This is a genomic window from Stenotrophomonas sp. 05L414_2 (genome assembly GCF_056397905.1).
This window is the reverse complement of the sequence record NZ_JBFTOJ010000038.1, coordinates 1-13,824: the sequence shown is the minus strand read 5'-3', so window position 1 is coordinate 13,824 and position 13,824 is coordinate 1. Positions and strand designations below refer to the sequence as shown.

The following is a 13,824-nucleotide window of genomic DNA, read 5'->3' as shown; positions in this document are numbered from 1 at the left end:
GGCTCACTCGCCTTCCACCTTGGCCAGCTTCATCACCCACTTCGGTACTTCCGGCTCGCCGGCGTAGAACGCCTTGGGCTTGTTCTCGGCCATCGCCCAGCGGTGCAGCCAGCTCGGCCCATAGCGACCACTGTAGCCCTCGGCGCCGCGCGCATAGGCGGGGTCGCGCACGGCTTCTTCCAGCGACACGAAGCGATAGCCACGGCGCTTGGTGGCCGCCACCAGCTCGGCGAACGTCGCCGCGTTGAGCTCGTTGGCATGCATCAGCCACACCTGCGGCACCGCATACCCCAGCAGCGCCTGTGACTGCTGCTCGTAGTAATCCACCTTGTTCAGCATGTACGGCACATAGCCCTTGCGCAGGCTCGCCAGCGTCGCCTCGCGCTGCGGTGAATCGGGCTGCTCGTTCATCACGTTGGCATAGGCGAAGGCCCATACCCACTCACCGTTGTCGACCGTCACCGGCRCAACGCGGTAGCCGTGCTGCTTGAAGAACACGTCCATCGCCACGCGGTCTTCCGGCGTACGGCCCGCACGCAGGTAAGGGTGGCGCATCCATTGCGGCGTCTGCCCACGCTCGGCCAGCAGCGGCCGCAGCACCTGCTCGCCGCGCAGGAAGTCCTGCTGGAACGCCGGCACGCCTTTGGCGTTGAGGTCCATGTGCGACCAGGTGTGGTTGCCGAGTTCGTAGCCGGCATCCAACCAGTCGCGCAGCATCTGCACGCGCGCCGGCTGCACCTGGCCATCCACTTCCAGCTTGTTTTCGTTGACGAAGCCCACCACCGGCACATCGGCCTGGCGCAGCTGCACCATCAGTGCGGCATGGCGTGCCTGCAGATCGGCCGGCACGATCTCATCCAGGCGCGCCCACGGCAGATCGTCAATGGTCACCGCGATGCGCCGATCGACTTCGGCAGCGTGGACAGTCAATGACAACAACAGCAACGGCAACGCACGCAGGAACAGACGCATCGGTACATCCATGGGACCAGGATGCAGCGACTGTAACGCGATTGGGCCTTGCCGCCGAGTGTGGATCCGGCCGCAGCGCCAGAGCGGGTCAGTCGGCGATGTACTGCGGCGGCACGTGGTCGGTCAACCAGACACCATTGGCCGAGCGGTGGAACACGTGCCCATCGGCATGCATGCGCCCTGCGTGCACGCTGAGGATCACCGGCGCACCGCGGCGAGCGCCGACCTGGTGGGCCGTCTCCCGGTCCAGTGACAGATGCACGTGATGGCGCTCGCCCGCACGCAGGCCCTGCTCGCGGATCGAGCCGACGAAGCGCGACACCGTGCCGTGGTACAGCCACTGCGGCGGCGCCACCGGCAGCAGTCCAAGATCGACCGCGACCGAATGCCCCTGGTTTGCGCGGATACGCTGGCCATCATCGCTCAGTGCAAAGCGTTGCTTGTTGCAGCTCGCCACGATGTGCTGCAGTCCGCCACGGTCGAGCGCGTGCCCGTGTGCAGCCAGCTTCTGCAGCAGTTCGTCGACGTTGGCCCAGCCCTGGCCGTCCAGGATCAACCCGATTTTCCCGGGTTCATGGCGCAGCACCAGGCTGAGGAACTTGCTGGTCTGCTTGGATGAAGTTTCCGTATTCATCGGCATAGCGTGCCGCAAAAGCGCCAGTTGGTGCCAGTCAGCGGCCCGCGCCAGCTTCAGAACCGGCTCAGCTGAGAGGTAGTGCGCCACAGCCACAGGCCGACCACCATCGCTGCCATCAGCAGTCCGCACAGGATGATGGCCAGCGCATCAGGTGCGTGCGGCGGCGTCAGGTCGGCCCTGGCGAAGATCTGCAACAGCCATCGCCGTATCGAGGACGGGAGCGCATGTCCGTCTGGTGTCAGGTCTGTCATGCATGCTGCAGGCAGCGCAGTGGTGATGCCCGCCCACACATGCTCATACAGTCGAAGCATCACGCTCGCCAGCAGCAGCGCCGCCGCATGCAGGGCAAGCAGGCCCCAAGCGCTGCGGCGCAGCGGTGCATCCACATGGCGCAGCCAGTGCACGCAGACCAGCAGCGTACCCAGCAGGGCCAGCACCAGCGTTGCCATCGGCAGCCAGCACAGCGGCTGCCAGTCGTCCAGCGCGCCTGCACGTGCCAACAGCTGCTCGGCAACCAGCATCCGGGCAGCAGGATCGGTGCCGCCACAGGCCAAAGACAGGGGCTCCAGCAGCAGGGCCACGCGCTGGTGGAAATGGCCTGCGGCCAAGCCCACCGACAGCAGCGCCAGCACCTGCAGCAGCAACAACATCAGGCCGGGGCCAAAGAAGCGTCCGAGGCGGGCAGTGAAGGCGGTCATCGACGTAGTCCCAGCGAGTGACGCGCATGCTAGCCAAGCCAACGGCCGCTGTCGGCTGGCAGATGCGACACGACCTTGGAGGATGCGCGATCATGTCCACTTCTTCAGGAGAGCTGGCGATGGTAGGGCTGTATCTGCTCGTGCGTACCCTGCTGCCGGTTCTGCTTGGCGTGTTGGTTGCGATGCTTGGCGCACGCGTGATCAATGCGCGGCTGGCCCGCCTTCCGCCGCGCGTGATTGCGCTGCCGGATGAAAGCCTGCTGCCCAGCCCCGCAGCACAGCGACGCTATCGCCGCATGCGTCGGCGCAGACCGGGCCTGCAGCACTTCACCCTGCCACCCAAGGTGCCGCGCAGCTGGGTCCTGCTCGCAGCAATGGCGTTCATCGGCACGGTAGGCCTGACCGTCTACCTGATGCCCGATGGCGCCCGCTTCCAGGTGCTGGTCGAGAGCACCTTGGGATATCCCTCCACCGTCATCGAAGTCCATGCGCCCATGCAGCAGCAGCTGCAGCTGCTGGATGCCTGCGCCCCCGTGCTGCATCGCACTGTCCGCCCCATCACCATGCGCTACCGCAGAGCCCGCACCGGCAATCCGGTCGAGGTACACGGGGTACTGCCGGTGCAGGTGCGGCACCGCGGCACGCTGCTGCAGGTGGCCACGGCGCAGCCGGTGGATGCGGCCGTGCTGCGCGATGCCCTGCACCAGTGCAGCGCATCGTCCAACGTTACGCTGACGATACAGCCGCGCACCGTGGCGCCATGGCGGGAATGGGGTTGGCAGCCGTGGCCGGGGCGCAGCGGCCAGTAAGGCTTCAACCGCGCGGCAGTTTCGCCGCCCACATGTTGTCCACCAGGTTCGGGTAACGGCGTCCGTTCTCCTCTGCCCGCTGCCGCGCCGCCGCCTTCTGCGCTTCCGTCAGCGGCTGCGTCTTCTGGCCCTTCGGGTTGGGCTTCTTCCAAGGCGGCGTGCGGGCAGTGGGCATGTGCGGATGATGCCGTAGTAGGTGTTACTTCTTCAGGAATTCCAGCAACGCCAGATTGAAATCATCGGCGTGGCTGGTATTGCAGCCATGTGGCGCATTCTTCAGCACCACCACCTCGCTGCCGGTGATGGCCGCATGCGTGCGCTTGCCTGAACCTTCAAACGGCACCGTCGCATCGCTGTCGCCGTGCAGCACCAGCGTCGGTACGGTCACCTTCTTCAGGTCCGCACGGAAATCGGTGGTGGCGAACGCCTTCATGCACCCCAGCGCAGCGGACTGGTCAGATTGATGGGCAAGCGCGATGGCGGCCTGGCGCTCGTCCTCGGTGACCATCAGCTTGCCGTCGGCACTGAAGAAATCGCGGGTAAAGCCGTCGAAGAACGACTCCCGGTCCTTCTCCAGCCCCTGGCTCATCTCATCCGCCTTTTCCTGGGTCAGCGGCCCTTCGGGATTGTCCGCGCCCTTCAACAGGTACGGCGGCACGGCCGCAGCGAACACCACGCTGTGCAGGCGGTCTTCACCATGGTTGGCGATGTAGCGCGCCACTTCGCCACCGCCCATCGAGAAGCCGACCAGGGTGACATCGCGCAGGTCGCGCTCGTCGATCAGTCCGGCCAGGTCAGCGGCCAAGGTGTCGTACTCGTAGCCATCGGCGGGCTTGTCCGAGCGGCCGAAGCCGCGACGGTCGTAACTGATCACCCGGTAACCGGCATCGCGCAGCAGCGGCACCTGCGCCTTCCAGGATTCGGCAGACAGCGGCCAGCCATGGATCAGGATGACCGGGCGGCCGGTGCCGCCGGTGTCTTCAATGTGCAGTCGGACGGAGGAGGTAGCCATGGGAACTCCCGGGGGAAAGAGGAACCCAGCCTAGGCAATCGCACCGGAGCCGCCCGTGATGGATCCGGCTCAGGCCATGACATCGCGTACACGGGCACCGGTCAGCCGGCACATCGGTTCGCACCCGCATGGACGGCATTGGTCGGCCCTGCGCCGGTTTCGTCACGCCCCGCTTACCGTGCGCCATCGCCCATGCCAGTCTGCGCCGGACCTCAATGGAGCCACGCCATGCTGCTCGCCCTGCCCCTGCTCGCCGCCGCCGTCGCCGGCACCTCCCCCGCCAGCGACACCCTGCGCGAGCAGATCCGCGCGGCCGACACGCAGCTGTTCGCCGTGGCCTTCGATGCCTGCGATGCCGACAGGGCCGCCGCGATGACCACCGAAGACATGGAGTTCTTCCATGACAAGGACGGCAAGTCCGCCAACAGCCGCGAGGACTTCCGCCGCAGCGTGGCCACCCTGTGCGACAACGCGCGCAAGGGGGGCTGGCACCTGCGGCGCGAGCTGGTGGAGAGCTCACTGCAGGTCTTTCCGCTGCACGACGATCGCGCCCTGGAAATGGGCGATCACCGCTTCCATGAGCGCGGCGCCGATGGCGTTGAACGCTGGACCGGCCAGGCCCGTTTCATCCAGGTCTGGCGCCGCGTGAACGGTCAATGGCAGGCCGAGCGGGTGATCAGTTACGACCACCACCCGGCAGACAAATAAATATCACCACCGCAGCGCCCGCTCAGTCGCGCAGGTTGCTGGCGCGCGTCAGCATCCAGCAGCCGTAGCGGCGCGCGAAGGTGTAGGTATCGCGCTCGGCGTCGCTGCCGAAGGTCACGCGCTGCCCGTTGTCATCGATCGCTTCGATGCGTGTGGGCGCGTTGTAGGTGCCGGCGCGCATGCGCTCCAGCGCGGCCGGATCGCGGCTGACCGGTGAAGGCACGAACAGATTGAACGCGGCCAGGTAGCGGTAGCTGAAACGTTTCAACCGCGCGGCACCCTGCTCCAGCACGACGTGCGTGGGCGCCAGCCCCTCGTGGTCATCGCGCACGGTATGCATGGGCACCTCGTACTCCAGTGGGTCGGAGGTGTAACGCAGGCGCACCCGGTCATCGGCCGGGTCGGCGAAGCGTTGCAGGAAACGGGTGAAGTCCTGCGAAGGGCAAGCGGGATCGTCCGCCGCCACGGGCGTGTCAGCCACTGCAATACCTGCGCAGGCCCACAGCCCCATGCCCAGCAACAACCGCGCAGCCGCCTGCCCCCGTATCCGGTTTGTCTCCCCGTGCACCACCTTCTCCCTCCATCCATTGCAGCCGGGCGCCATCCCCTGCGCCCCGGGCCACAGGCTAGCAACAAGCGGTTACCGGCGCAGCCCGCGACCGTTTTACACTGGCCACATCCGGCCACACGGTAGCGGCCACATGGAGCCTCCAATGACCCCTGATGATTCCCTGCACCAGCAGATCCGCCAGAACGTAGCCGCACTGGACGAGAAGCATGGCCGTGCGTTCGACGCCACCAGCGAGAACGTGGCCGCCAGCCTGGCCGTCAAAGCCCGCGAACAGGGTCTGGAACGCGCCGACCACGTGGTGGTGAGCAACGCCACGGCCAACCTCCCGGCCGGGCACAACATCTTCGTGGTGCAGGGCGACCCGGCCAACCCGGCGCACCTGCGGGCGATGCTGCCGACCGCCGTGGCCGCGCAGACGCCGGCCGAGCAGTCACTGCAGAAGCTGGGGCTGGGCGGACAGCAGCCGGTGCAGGCCGAGCAGCAGACGCTGGATGCACAGGCGCAGGATCAGCAGCAGAACCCTGCGCATCGCATGGGGTGAATGCCGTCAGGCGTCGATGCCGTCGACGCCTGTCGCATGGGCCGGTATCAGCCCATTCGGGGCTGAGCGTGCTGCGTCTGCTGCTGCAGCTGATCTTCCTGCGCGACGCGGCTGGACTCACGGCCCTGATGCTGCACGCTGGCTTGCTGGTACACCTCTTCAACCGTGCCCTGCTGGGTATCGGCCAGCGAAAGACGCTGGCGGTTCGCGGCAGGGTCCGGTGAGGCGGTGTCGCCCGTGCGCTGCAGGAAGACATAGCCTGGCGAATCCGCCGCACCGCCACTGCTGAAAGCCACCTGCAAGGTATCGCGCTCGGTGTAGCCACCCTGCACCGCCAATCGCGTCAGGTGGCCCGCCAACAGCTCGGGCTGCTGTCCCGGCGGCAACCCTTGGCGCTCGGCCGCGTCCCCCAGCGCCGCACGCACCCGCTGGTCCAGCGGATGCAATGTGTCACCCGGCACACGTGCGTCGTTGGCCAACCGCTCACCGCTGCGCTCACCGATGTCGTCGTTCTCGCTCAGCAAGCGATGCTTCCACGTGCGCTCGGGCATCGGATTGGTCTTCGTACGATTGAGATCGCTGTTCGGGAACGGCGGCTCGATGCTGTCCACGCCGTGGATGTTGCGCAGCGGGCGAAAACCGTCCTTGCCCGCGCCCTTGCTGTCCAGGGGAATGCGGACATCCGGAAAGAGCTGCCCTGCGGGACCTCCAAAAGCATTCACGTCGATGCTTCTCTTTCGCTCGATGCCAGCGTGGTTCAGCGCTTCCCAGGTGAAGTCCACGCAGTTGTGGCGCACGTCCTCGTAGTGCTTGCTGAAGCCGAATTTCTCCGGGTCCGAGCCGAAGGCCTCAAGCTTCTTGTACTGCTCCTCGCTTATCTCGAGGGTGCGGGTGTAGCGTGGGTCCTTATAGACATCTGCGTCATCCGGCATGATGTCACCGGGCCCGTTGATGCTTCCGTGTACCTTGGGCGCGAACCCGAAACTCTTCGCGGGCTCGCCTGATGCATGCAGGACATAAAACATATGACCTGGAGAGGATGTCTGCGGAACACCGTCAAGGACCTCCTGTCGACCGGTCTTCGGGTCCATCAGAGGCGTGCCAGGTGCGGCGATGACGATCTCTACGGTATAGCGCGGCTTATCCATAAGGTGGCTCCTTCAGTTCCTTCCAAGGGTGAGGTGCTGACTACTTTCCAACCGGGCGGGCGGCGTGAACCTTCAAACGAGCCGAATAGTGCTTCAACTCGGCGCTGGGCTGAACCGTGCGCACATCCAGCCGGTAACGGGCATCAAGATCCAACGGCAGGGCAACGATGCTCCATCGATACTGGCCACCGCTGCCCGCGCTTAACGCTGCATAGCGCCAGGCAGCGGATGTGTGCCATGCAGGAAGCGGCTTCCCCGCGTTGAGCGCGAGTGCCTGGTAGCTGTCATGGGTGGGAACGTCCTGCCAGGCACCTGCGCCCCATCGCTGCAATGACACCTCAAAGGGAAGATTCAACTTGCGCATGTCCGGTTCGCCGTTCTCGCGCCCGCCCTGCCGCTGCACCTCAAGCTCCAGCGCATAGGTGCGGCCTGGATCGAAATTGCGCGCATTCGTCTCGAACTCGAACCGCACCTCCTGGCCGGGCTGATCCACCGTAATCGGCTGCGTCAGTTCCAGTGGTTCGGGTGGCTCCGGGATGCGGCTGGAACAGGCACCCAGCACGGTGCTCAAGATGATCAACAGGCCAACGCGCAGCCAGCGGTGGATACCCAGCATGTTCAGATCCTTTGGCTCCCTGCCATGGGTTTCAACCCTAGCGGGTTGGCGGTGGGGACCGCAACCGGGCAAAGAAAAAGGCAGGGCAAAAAGCCCTGCCCCTTTCCAGCAGCCAGCTGCCGGGCATGACCCGGCACCATCCCTTACAGCTGGATCCGCGCCACGCTCTCGTCCGAGCCCTTGGCATCCTTCTCGCCGTTCTTGATGCTCACGTACAGCACGTTGTTCTTCGCATCCAGCGCCAGGCTGTTCGGGTGCGTCGGCACGGCGTAGGTCGCCACCTTCTGGTAGCTGTCGCTGTTGTACGCGGTCACCGTCCCGGCTTCGCGGTTGGTCACGTACAGGCGCTTGCGCGGTGCATCCAGCAGGATGCCCAGCGGGCCGGCGTCGGTCGGGATGCTGGCCAGTTCCTTGCCATTGCTGCGGTCGAGCACCAGCACGCGCTGGCCCGGGTGCTTGCTGACCAGCCCGCTGCTCTTGGCCTGGTAGCCACGCAGCATTTCCGAGCCCTGGTCGGTCACGAACAGGCGCTTGCCGGCCGGGTCCAGCGCGATGTTCATCGGCTGCTCGGCGGCGATCTTGTGCTGGGCTTCCACCTTGTTGGAGTCGGTGCCGACCACCACCAGATCGGCCAGCAGATTGCTGGTGTACACGCGCTTGTTGGCGGCATCCAGCGCCAGGCCCGGCGCCTTGGCATTACCCAGGCCCGGAATGGTGTTGATCACCTTCAGGGTGTTGGTATCGATCACGAACAGCACGCTGCTCACATCCGGCTGGCTGCTGTGGCCGGTCACGTACAGGCGGTTGGCGGCGCTGTCGACCACCAGCTCGCGCAGGTCGTGGGTGTAGGCGGCCTTGCCGTCCTTGCCGGTCTTCTTCTCCATCAGCTGCACGGTGCCGATGGCCTTGTTCTGCGCGGTGTCGACCACGGTCACCGACAGGTCCACGGTGTTACCCACGTACAAGCGGTCGTGGGCGTCATCCAGCACCACGCCGAACGCCTTGCGCTCCAGCGGGATGCGGGTTTCCACGGCCAACGTGGTCGGGTTCAGGCGCAGCACCTGGGCCGGGCCGGCGTTGTCACCGAAGCCACCGGACGAGGCAACGAACACGGCGTTCTGCTTGGGGCTGTAAGCCAGCTCGTACAGGCCCTGGGCGATGCCCTGGCGCTGCACGGCGGTGGCGGGGCTGGTGGCAGCGGCGGCTTCAGCGGCGAAGGCAGTCGGAGCACCGAGGCTCAGCGACACGGCGACGGCCAGTGCGGCCGAACGGAAAAGGGAATTGCGGATCATGCGAGCGTCCTTCAATGGGCACGGAGGGTGTCCTGGCTCGCGGGGCCGTTCTTCGACGGCCCGGCCCTGCATCTGTCTGCGCGGGGTGGGCTGGCTGGGTAGCGCGGGAATGGTAGCAGGTGGGGGCCGTGGCGTCCGCCTGCGGATGCAGGGCGGACGCGCTGTTCGGTGTTGGGCGCCTACGCCATGCGCGGGGCGTGGGTCTGGGCCATCTGCTGCTCTTCCTGTTGACGCTGGGCATCCCGCTGCGGCTGTGCCTGCGCCAATTGCTCGATGCGCTCGAACGAGGCTGCCACCGGCGTCTGCGCGGCGACGTCTGCCGGCAGACTGGCGCGCTGATGCGCCGGGTCGCTGCGATCGCCCTGCACGATGAAGAGGTTGGGGGCGGCATCGCCACGGCGCTCGCCGAGCAGCACATCGTCTACGCGCGTGAACTGCTGCTCCTTGGAGAGCGCCAGAAGGCTGGCGCTGACGTTGCCGTTCTGGGCGCCGAAGGCATTCATGGCAACCACGCGCTGGTGGATCTGATTCAGTCGGGGATTGTCGGCGTGGTTGGGGTCGCCCGGCGTACCGGTCCAGGCCAGTGCATCCGCGCGGGCTGGGTCACTGGCGTCCGTGGACCACCGCTGTATCGCATTGGTCTGCACGGGCATCGGCTTCCATTCTTCCCGATCCAGCTCGCTGCCTTTCACTTGTGGCCGGATGCTCTGCACCGGTCCGATGTTGTCCAGCACCTTCAACGTACCTTCGTACGTCTTGAACTCACCGAAAATGGTGTTGCCGTGAATACCGGCGTGGTTCAAGGCGCCCCATGCGAAGTCCACGCAAGAGTTGGAGGCAAGGTTGTAGTTCTTTGCATCGAAGCCGTGCTTCGCGGGATCTTTCGCGAACTCGATGATCTTGTTGTACTGCTCGTTGCTGATCTCGATCGTTCGCTGGTAGCGGGGGTCCTGGTAGACCCTCACATCATTGGCGTCCACCAAGCCGTGACTGCTGCCATCCGGCTCGATCTTGCGGGTAAAGCCAAAACTCAGCGGGTCTGCCTTCTCGCCGACCCGGTTGAGGGACAGATACATATGGCCGACATCGGAGTCTTCCAGATCAATCCACTCACCGCCCCGCATGCCGCGGCGGGGCGTGCCCGGCGCCGCAAGATGTATGGTGACGGTGTAACGCTCTGCTGCATCCTGCATGATTTACTTTCCTAGCGAGTAATAYGCGGCGATGAACTCGACCTGCATCCCCTCGAACTCAGGGCGATCTTCGACAATATCAACGGTAACGCGATACCGACCCGGATCAATCAAACCTGCATCGGCGATCTGCAGAACCTCATAGAACATATCCTCCGACTGGAGCCCGGCCTGCACCAAGGGATAGGCGTCCACGCTGTCTTGAAACAAACGTTCGACGCGGCCATCCTGAGGAAGCCTTTGCCAGCCGCGGCCATCATCGGACGACCTTGAAAGCGGTATGGGCGACGGCTTTGCCATGTCCACGCGCTCCAAGTGAATACGCGTCTGAAACTCCGCGCGCCTGAGGCGTTCAGCAGCTTCCGATACAGCCTTCTGCTCAGCCCCCTGCATTCTCAACCCGAGCTTCAGCCAGGACATCTGCGGGTCGACCACCGCCGGCGCCTCAAAGGTGACATCCACGATGCGCCCCGCCTTGTCCAACCTCACGCCTCGCGTGAATGGCACCACGGTACGTGCGTCGGCCTCGGCTCGGGTCAACAGCTTCGGGGCTTCAGGTGACGAAGTACTGCCGCAGCCCACCAGCAAGGCGAGTACCACCGACGCAACAACTGCACGCACCGCCCGCATCACTGCTCCTTCAGCCGTAGCGAATCCGCCACATCGGTCTGTGCCGCCACCTCCGTAGCGATGCTCGCGCGGCGGTGCCCCGGGTCATCGCGATCACCCTGCACGATGAAGATGCTCTCGGCCTCGTGGCTGCTCTTGGTAGGCCGGCTGAGCAGCACGTGGTCCACGCGGGACAGGTTGTTCTGCTTGGCCAGCACCAGCAGGCTGGCGCTGATGCGCTGGCTGGTGTCGTCGAAGGTGCGCCCGTGTGCAGCGTCCAGCTCGGCCACCTTCTGGATCAGCTGCGCGAACAGCCGGTGGTCCGGGTGCGAGGGGTCCAGCAGCGTGCCGGCCACTTCCATCGGGCTGGGCGGCGGCTCGTCGCTCGGGCGACCGCCTTCGCGGTGCAGCTCGGCCTCGCGTTCGGGCATCGGGTGGTGCTGTTCGCCATTCAGCTCGCTGGCCGGGAACGGCGCCGCAATGCACTGGATTTCCGGCAGGTTGAACAGCACCGCAAACTCGCCCAGGTTGCTGCCGCCGTCCAGCGGTGCCGGCTGCGAATGCAGGCCAGCATAGTGCAGCGCGGCCCAGACGAAATCGCTGCAGCGGTTGATGGTGGCCGGGCGATCGACATCGAAGCCGAACTCGGCCGGCTCCTCGGCGAAATCGCGCAGGCAGCCGTAGTGCTCCTCGCTGATTTCCAGGGTGCGGCTGTAATACGGGTCGCGGTGCTCGTCGGCGTCGTCGTGTACGACCTCGGCGTACTGCACACCGGCAGCGGCCTCATCGGGTGGCAGGCGCGGCGGTGCGAAGCCGTAGCTGTGTGCTTCTTCGCCTGTCGCGGCCTGGAAATACATGTGCCCGCGCGGTGAGCTGCCGCCGCTGTTCAGCGGGGTGCCGGGCGCGGCCAGAAAGAGGGTTACCGTGTAGCGTGTTGCTTGCTCCATGCCTGCTCAGCCTTGTTGGGTACTGCGGTCCTGGCCGGATGATCGCATAGGTGGGTTCACGGGCAGGTGGACGCGACTCGGGTGGCGGAATCGGCTTGCTGAATGTGTGAACCAGGGAGCAGTACGGAGGCCTTTAGGACCGGAGCCTATAGAGCAGCCAGGATGAGGTCCGTATAGTCCGCAAAAGGACGCGGTGGAATCCTTGGATCCCATCGCCTGCAACCGGACTCCATTGAAGGATCAATCATGCCGCTGGAATTTGAGCGTCAGCCAGGCTCCGCAGTCGATCGCCATACCGGCGTGACCATCACGGCACCACGCATCCTGCCAGCGAGCCCCCCCGAAGATCCGAGCCACACCGAGTACCAGTATCTCTTCTATCTCAATGGCCAGAGAGTTGACGGACTGGGGCTTTTTGGATGCGACGAGGTGGTTGAGACACAGAATGGCCGGGAACGCGTCTTTACCCTGGATCYGGGCCGCGACTGGGTCCTGAAGTCCGTCCTCGGCTTCAAGCAGACGTTGAATAATCAGGACAGTGACTTCGCCTTCCTATGCTCAGTCGCGCAGGGGCTGGTACTGGCAAACATGGACCACAGCAGTGCGAGGTATGGCGTGCGGTACGTGGCGATCACCACGCCCGAAGCACTTGCTCGTAACGATATTTCCACAGTTGGCTTGGCGCCGCCTCATCATGGAGACGCCATCATCCTGGCTGAAGCAGTCAATCCCGTGCGTGCGGATTGAGGCTGGCCGTCATGTCCAAGTTCACATTCGACAGTTTCGCTCTCGCCACGTTGGGCGGAGCGAAGAACACTTCTGACAGCAGCCCGCTCACAATGCAACAGAAGCAAGAGGTGATCTCCTATCTGAGATCACCTCAATCGGGGCCTGATGGCGTTTCGAGCTACGCTGACTACGTCGCTATCAAGATGCAAGCACATCCCCCTGAGCTTCCCGCAGGCACAGACTATCTTGGTTTCTCTGCGACAGACCGCAGCGGGCAACTGAATTTTGACAATGCCAAGAATTATGCAAAGGATGTGAACGGCAGGGCCGGCATCATTGGTGACACGCCTTGGGGACGTTTCATCGACGAGATGAGGACGGACCCTCTAAAACACCCTGAGTTCCAGATCATGGAGCGAGGGCTCGAGCGCTTCATGAATGCCCAGGGGACGGAACCTTGGGCGGGCAATCATAGAGCAGCGCTGCAGGACATCATGTGGAATGCGGGCAGTCCAAAGTATTTCGAGAACGCCATTGCCACGGATAGGCCCTTGGTGGCATTCGTCGATGGGGCCAAGTCCGGACGTGGCTTCGACAAATTTGAACTGACCACCGCTCTCGACCACCCCACGGTCCGCATCAATGGTTACCCCATAAGCGAATTCGGTCCAGAGCCTCTGGCCTTTGCAATCCAATCTGCCGCCGAGTACCAAACCCTCGAGCGCACCCTCGCACAGCACGCCACCACGAACACCGGTCAAACGGTCGATGTGGCCCAGGTGCGCCTGCACCTCAAGCCCATCGATGGCTATGACGCCGTCAGCAAGACGCTTTTCGAAAAACCGCTGCACGACTTCAGTTCACTCAATCTCAGCGAGATGTCGACCACCCGCGCGGAATGGGTCGCTGCTCGCTCGGCGCTGTCTACCGGGCCTCGTCTGTTCGCCGATCTGCCTGCGCCAACTCCGCATTCAACGCTGCAACCGGGCGCGCCACGCGGGCCTCCGGGTGCGGCAACAGCAGCCGAAGCTGTCCCCCACGGCGTAAACCCCGGCATGAAGGCCTTGGGCGTTGCCGGCGTCGCCTTGATGGCGCATGACTTCGCCACCTCCGGCCATAAATGGGTGGAACTGAACTCGCAAGGAAACACCGCAGGCGCAGACTCAACCTCGGCGCACTTCGTCGGCCGCAACCTGGGCGGCGCGCTCGGCGGCTTCGCAGCAGGTGCAGGCGTTGGCCTTGTATCCGGCTCGTGGACGGGCCCGGGCGCTTTCGTCGCTGGCATCGGTGGCGGTGTGCTGGGCGCCCATCTGGGTGAGAAGTGGGCCGAACAGAAGGACAT

At 64.8% G+C, this 13,824-nt stretch carries 16 protein-coding genes and 1 pseudogene; 5 read left to right on the top strand and 12 right to left on the bottom strand.

The features are described 5' to 3' along the window. Window positions 1-3: 3 nt before the first annotated feature. The 3 genes from AC1DJN_RS07545 to AC1DJN_RS07535 form a co-directional block, all read right to left on the bottom strand. Window positions 4-972, bottom strand: a complete 969-nt coding sequence (locus AC1DJN_RS07545) for a polysaccharide deacetylase family protein (RefSeq protein ID WP_478039047.1) — start codon at window positions 970-972, stop codon at window positions 4-6. 88 nt (window positions 973-1,060) lie between these two features. Then, window positions 1,061-1,606, bottom strand: coding sequence for an RNA 2'-phosphotransferase (locus AC1DJN_RS07540; RefSeq protein WP_282279341.1), 546 nt, complete (start codon window positions 1,604-1,606; stop codon window positions 1,061-1,063). Between the two features lie 56 nt (window positions 1,607-1,662). After that, window positions 1,663-2,307, bottom strand: coding sequence for a hypothetical protein (locus tag AC1DJN_RS07535; RefSeq protein WP_442251600.1), 645 nt, complete (start codon window positions 2,305-2,307; stop codon window positions 1,663-1,665). Window positions 2,308-2,399: 92 nt separating this feature from the next. On the opposite strand from AC1DJN_RS07535, the gene AC1DJN_RS07530 reads away from it, so the two are divergent. After that, a complete protein-coding gene (locus AC1DJN_RS07530; RefSeq protein WP_442251599.1) occupies window positions 2,400-3,116 on the top strand; it encodes a hypothetical protein in 717 nt (238 codons plus the stop codon). 4 nt (window positions 3,117-3,120) lie between these two features. Here the strand turns inward: AC1DJN_RS07530 and AC1DJN_RS07525 are convergent, their stop codons facing one another. Both AC1DJN_RS07525 and AC1DJN_RS07520 read right to left on the bottom strand, forming a co-directional pair. After that, complete coding sequence (locus AC1DJN_RS07525) at window positions 3,121-3,291, bottom strand: hypothetical protein (protein ID WP_099782623.1); 171 nt, start codon at window positions 3,289-3,291, stop codon at window positions 3,121-3,123. Window positions 3,292-3,315: 24 nt separating this feature from the next. After that, on the bottom strand, window positions 3,316-4,128 hold the full coding sequence (locus tag AC1DJN_RS07520; RefSeq protein WP_442251598.1) for an alpha/beta fold hydrolase: 813 nt from the start codon (window positions 4,126-4,128) through the stop codon (window positions 3,316-3,318). Between the two features lie 228 nt (window positions 4,129-4,356). On the opposite strand from AC1DJN_RS07520, the gene AC1DJN_RS07515 reads away from it, so the two are divergent. Continuing rightward, entirely contained in the window at window positions 4,357-4,836 is a 480-nt protein-coding gene (locus AC1DJN_RS07515; RefSeq protein ID WP_105163336.1) for a DUF4440 domain-containing protein, read from the top strand. 22 nt (window positions 4,837-4,858) lie between these two features. Here AC1DJN_RS07515 and AC1DJN_RS07510 read toward each other — a convergent pair whose 3' ends face one another. Next, complete coding sequence (locus AC1DJN_RS07510) at window positions 4,859-5,317, bottom strand: hypothetical protein (RefSeq protein ID WP_152543287.1); 459 nt, start codon at window positions 5,315-5,317, stop codon at window positions 4,859-4,861. Window positions 5,318-5,549: 232 nt separating this feature from the next. Here AC1DJN_RS07510 and AC1DJN_RS07505 point away from each other — a divergent pair, with 232 nt between their 5' ends. Next, window positions 5,550-5,948, top strand: coding sequence for an XVIPCD domain-containing protein (locus tag AC1DJN_RS07505; protein WP_223483326.1), 399 nt, complete (start codon window positions 5,550-5,552; stop codon window positions 5,946-5,948). A 47-nt stretch (window positions 5,949-5,995) separates the two neighbouring features. Here AC1DJN_RS07505 and AC1DJN_RS07500 read toward each other — a convergent pair whose 3' ends face one another. The 6 genes from AC1DJN_RS07500 to AC1DJN_RS07475 all read right to left on the bottom strand — a co-directional run bounded on the left by AC1DJN_RS07500 (window position 5,996) and on the right by AC1DJN_RS07475 (window position 11,753). Next, the gene (locus AC1DJN_RS07500; RefSeq protein WP_442251597.1) at window positions 5,996-7,096 is read right to left on the bottom strand and encodes a hypothetical protein; all 1,101 of its coding nucleotides are present in this window, start codon (window positions 7,094-7,096) and stop codon (window positions 5,996-5,998) included. Window positions 7,097-7,136: 40 nt separating this feature from the next. Beyond that, window positions 7,137-7,712, bottom strand: a complete 576-nt coding sequence (locus AC1DJN_RS07495; protein ID WP_032975572.1) for a hypothetical protein — start codon at window positions 7,710-7,712, stop codon at window positions 7,137-7,139. A gap of 143 nt (window positions 7,713-7,855) precedes the next feature. Beyond that, on the bottom strand, window positions 7,856-9,004 hold the full coding sequence (locus AC1DJN_RS07490; protein ID WP_478013622.1) for a YncE family protein: 1,149 nt from the start codon (window positions 9,002-9,004) through the stop codon (window positions 7,856-7,858). 179 nt (window positions 9,005-9,183) lie between these two features. Continuing rightward, window positions 9,184-10,197: an XVIPCD domain-containing protein gene (locus AC1DJN_RS07485; RefSeq protein ID WP_442251595.1), complete on the bottom strand. Its 1,014-nt coding sequence runs from the start codon at window positions 10,195-10,197 to the stop codon at window positions 9,184-9,186. A 3-nt stretch (window positions 10,198-10,200) separates the two neighbouring features. Then, complete coding sequence (locus AC1DJN_RS07480) at window positions 10,201-10,827, bottom strand: hypothetical protein (RefSeq protein WP_442251594.1); 627 nt, start codon at window positions 10,825-10,827, stop codon at window positions 10,201-10,203. Then, a complete protein-coding gene (locus AC1DJN_RS07475) occupies window positions 10,827-11,753 on the bottom strand; it encodes an XVIPCD domain-containing protein (RefSeq protein ID WP_442251593.1) in 927 nt (308 codons plus the stop codon). The genes AC1DJN_RS07480 and AC1DJN_RS07475 overlap by 1 nt, the downstream gene beginning before the upstream one ends. Before the next feature lie 246 nt (window positions 11,754-11,999). Between AC1DJN_RS07475 and AC1DJN_RS07470 the strand changes: the two genes are divergently transcribed. Together AC1DJN_RS07470 and AC1DJN_RS07465 are read left to right on the top strand one after the other, a co-directional pair. Next, window positions 12,000-12,500 (top strand): hypothetical protein, encoded by a 501-nt coding sequence (locus tag AC1DJN_RS07470; RefSeq protein WP_478039046.1) that lies wholly within the window; start codon window positions 12,000-12,002, stop codon window positions 12,498-12,500. 11 nt (window positions 12,501-12,511) lie between these two features. Continuing rightward, window positions 12,512-13,824: pseudogene (locus tag AC1DJN_RS07465) on the top strand (hypothetical protein); the annotation flags it as partial.

Coding starts and splice junctions, on each gene's coding strand:
- AC1DJN_RS07485 (WP_442251595.1), bottom strand. CDS start 10,197: ATGCAGGATGCAGCAGAGCGTTACACCGTCACCATACATCTTGCGGCG.
- AC1DJN_RS07515 (WP_105163336.1), top strand. CDS start 4,357: ATGCTGCTCGCCCTGCCCCTGCTCGCCGCCGCCGTCGCCGGCACCTCC.
- AC1DJN_RS07530 (WP_442251599.1), top strand. CDS start 2,400: ATGTCCACTTCTTCAGGAGAGCTGGCGATGGTAGGGCTGTATCTGCTC.
- AC1DJN_RS07495 (WP_032975572.1), bottom strand. CDS start 7,712: ATGCTGGGTATCCACCGCTGGCTGCGCGTTGGCCTGTTGATCATCTTG.
- AC1DJN_RS07475 (WP_442251593.1), bottom strand. CDS start 11,753: ATGGAGCAAGCAACACGCTACACGGTAACCCTCTTTCTGGCCGCGCCC.
- AC1DJN_RS07525 (WP_099782623.1), bottom strand. CDS start 3,291: ATGCCCACTGCCCGCACGCCGCCTTGGAAGAAGCCCAACCCGAAGGGC.
- AC1DJN_RS07540 (WP_282279341.1), bottom strand. CDS start 1,606: ATGAATACGGAAACTTCATCCAAGCAGACCAGCAAGTTCCTCAGCCTG.
- AC1DJN_RS07520 (WP_442251598.1), bottom strand. CDS start 4,128: ATGGCTACCTCCTCCGTCCGACTGCACATTGAAGACACCGGCGGCACC.
- AC1DJN_RS07500 (WP_442251597.1), bottom strand. CDS start 7,096: ATGGATAAGCCGCGCTATACCGTAGAGATCGTCATCGCCGCACCTGGC.
- AC1DJN_RS07535 (WP_442251600.1), bottom strand. CDS start 2,307: ATGACCGCCTTCACTGCCCGCCTCGGACGCTTCTTTGGCCCCGGCCTG.
- AC1DJN_RS07505 (WP_223483326.1), top strand. CDS start 5,550: ATGACCCCTGATGATTCCCTGCACCAGCAGATCCGCCAGAACGTAGCC.
- AC1DJN_RS07490 (WP_478013622.1), bottom strand. CDS start 9,004: ATGATCCGCAATTCCCTTTTCCGTTCGGCCGCACTGGCCGTCGCCGTG.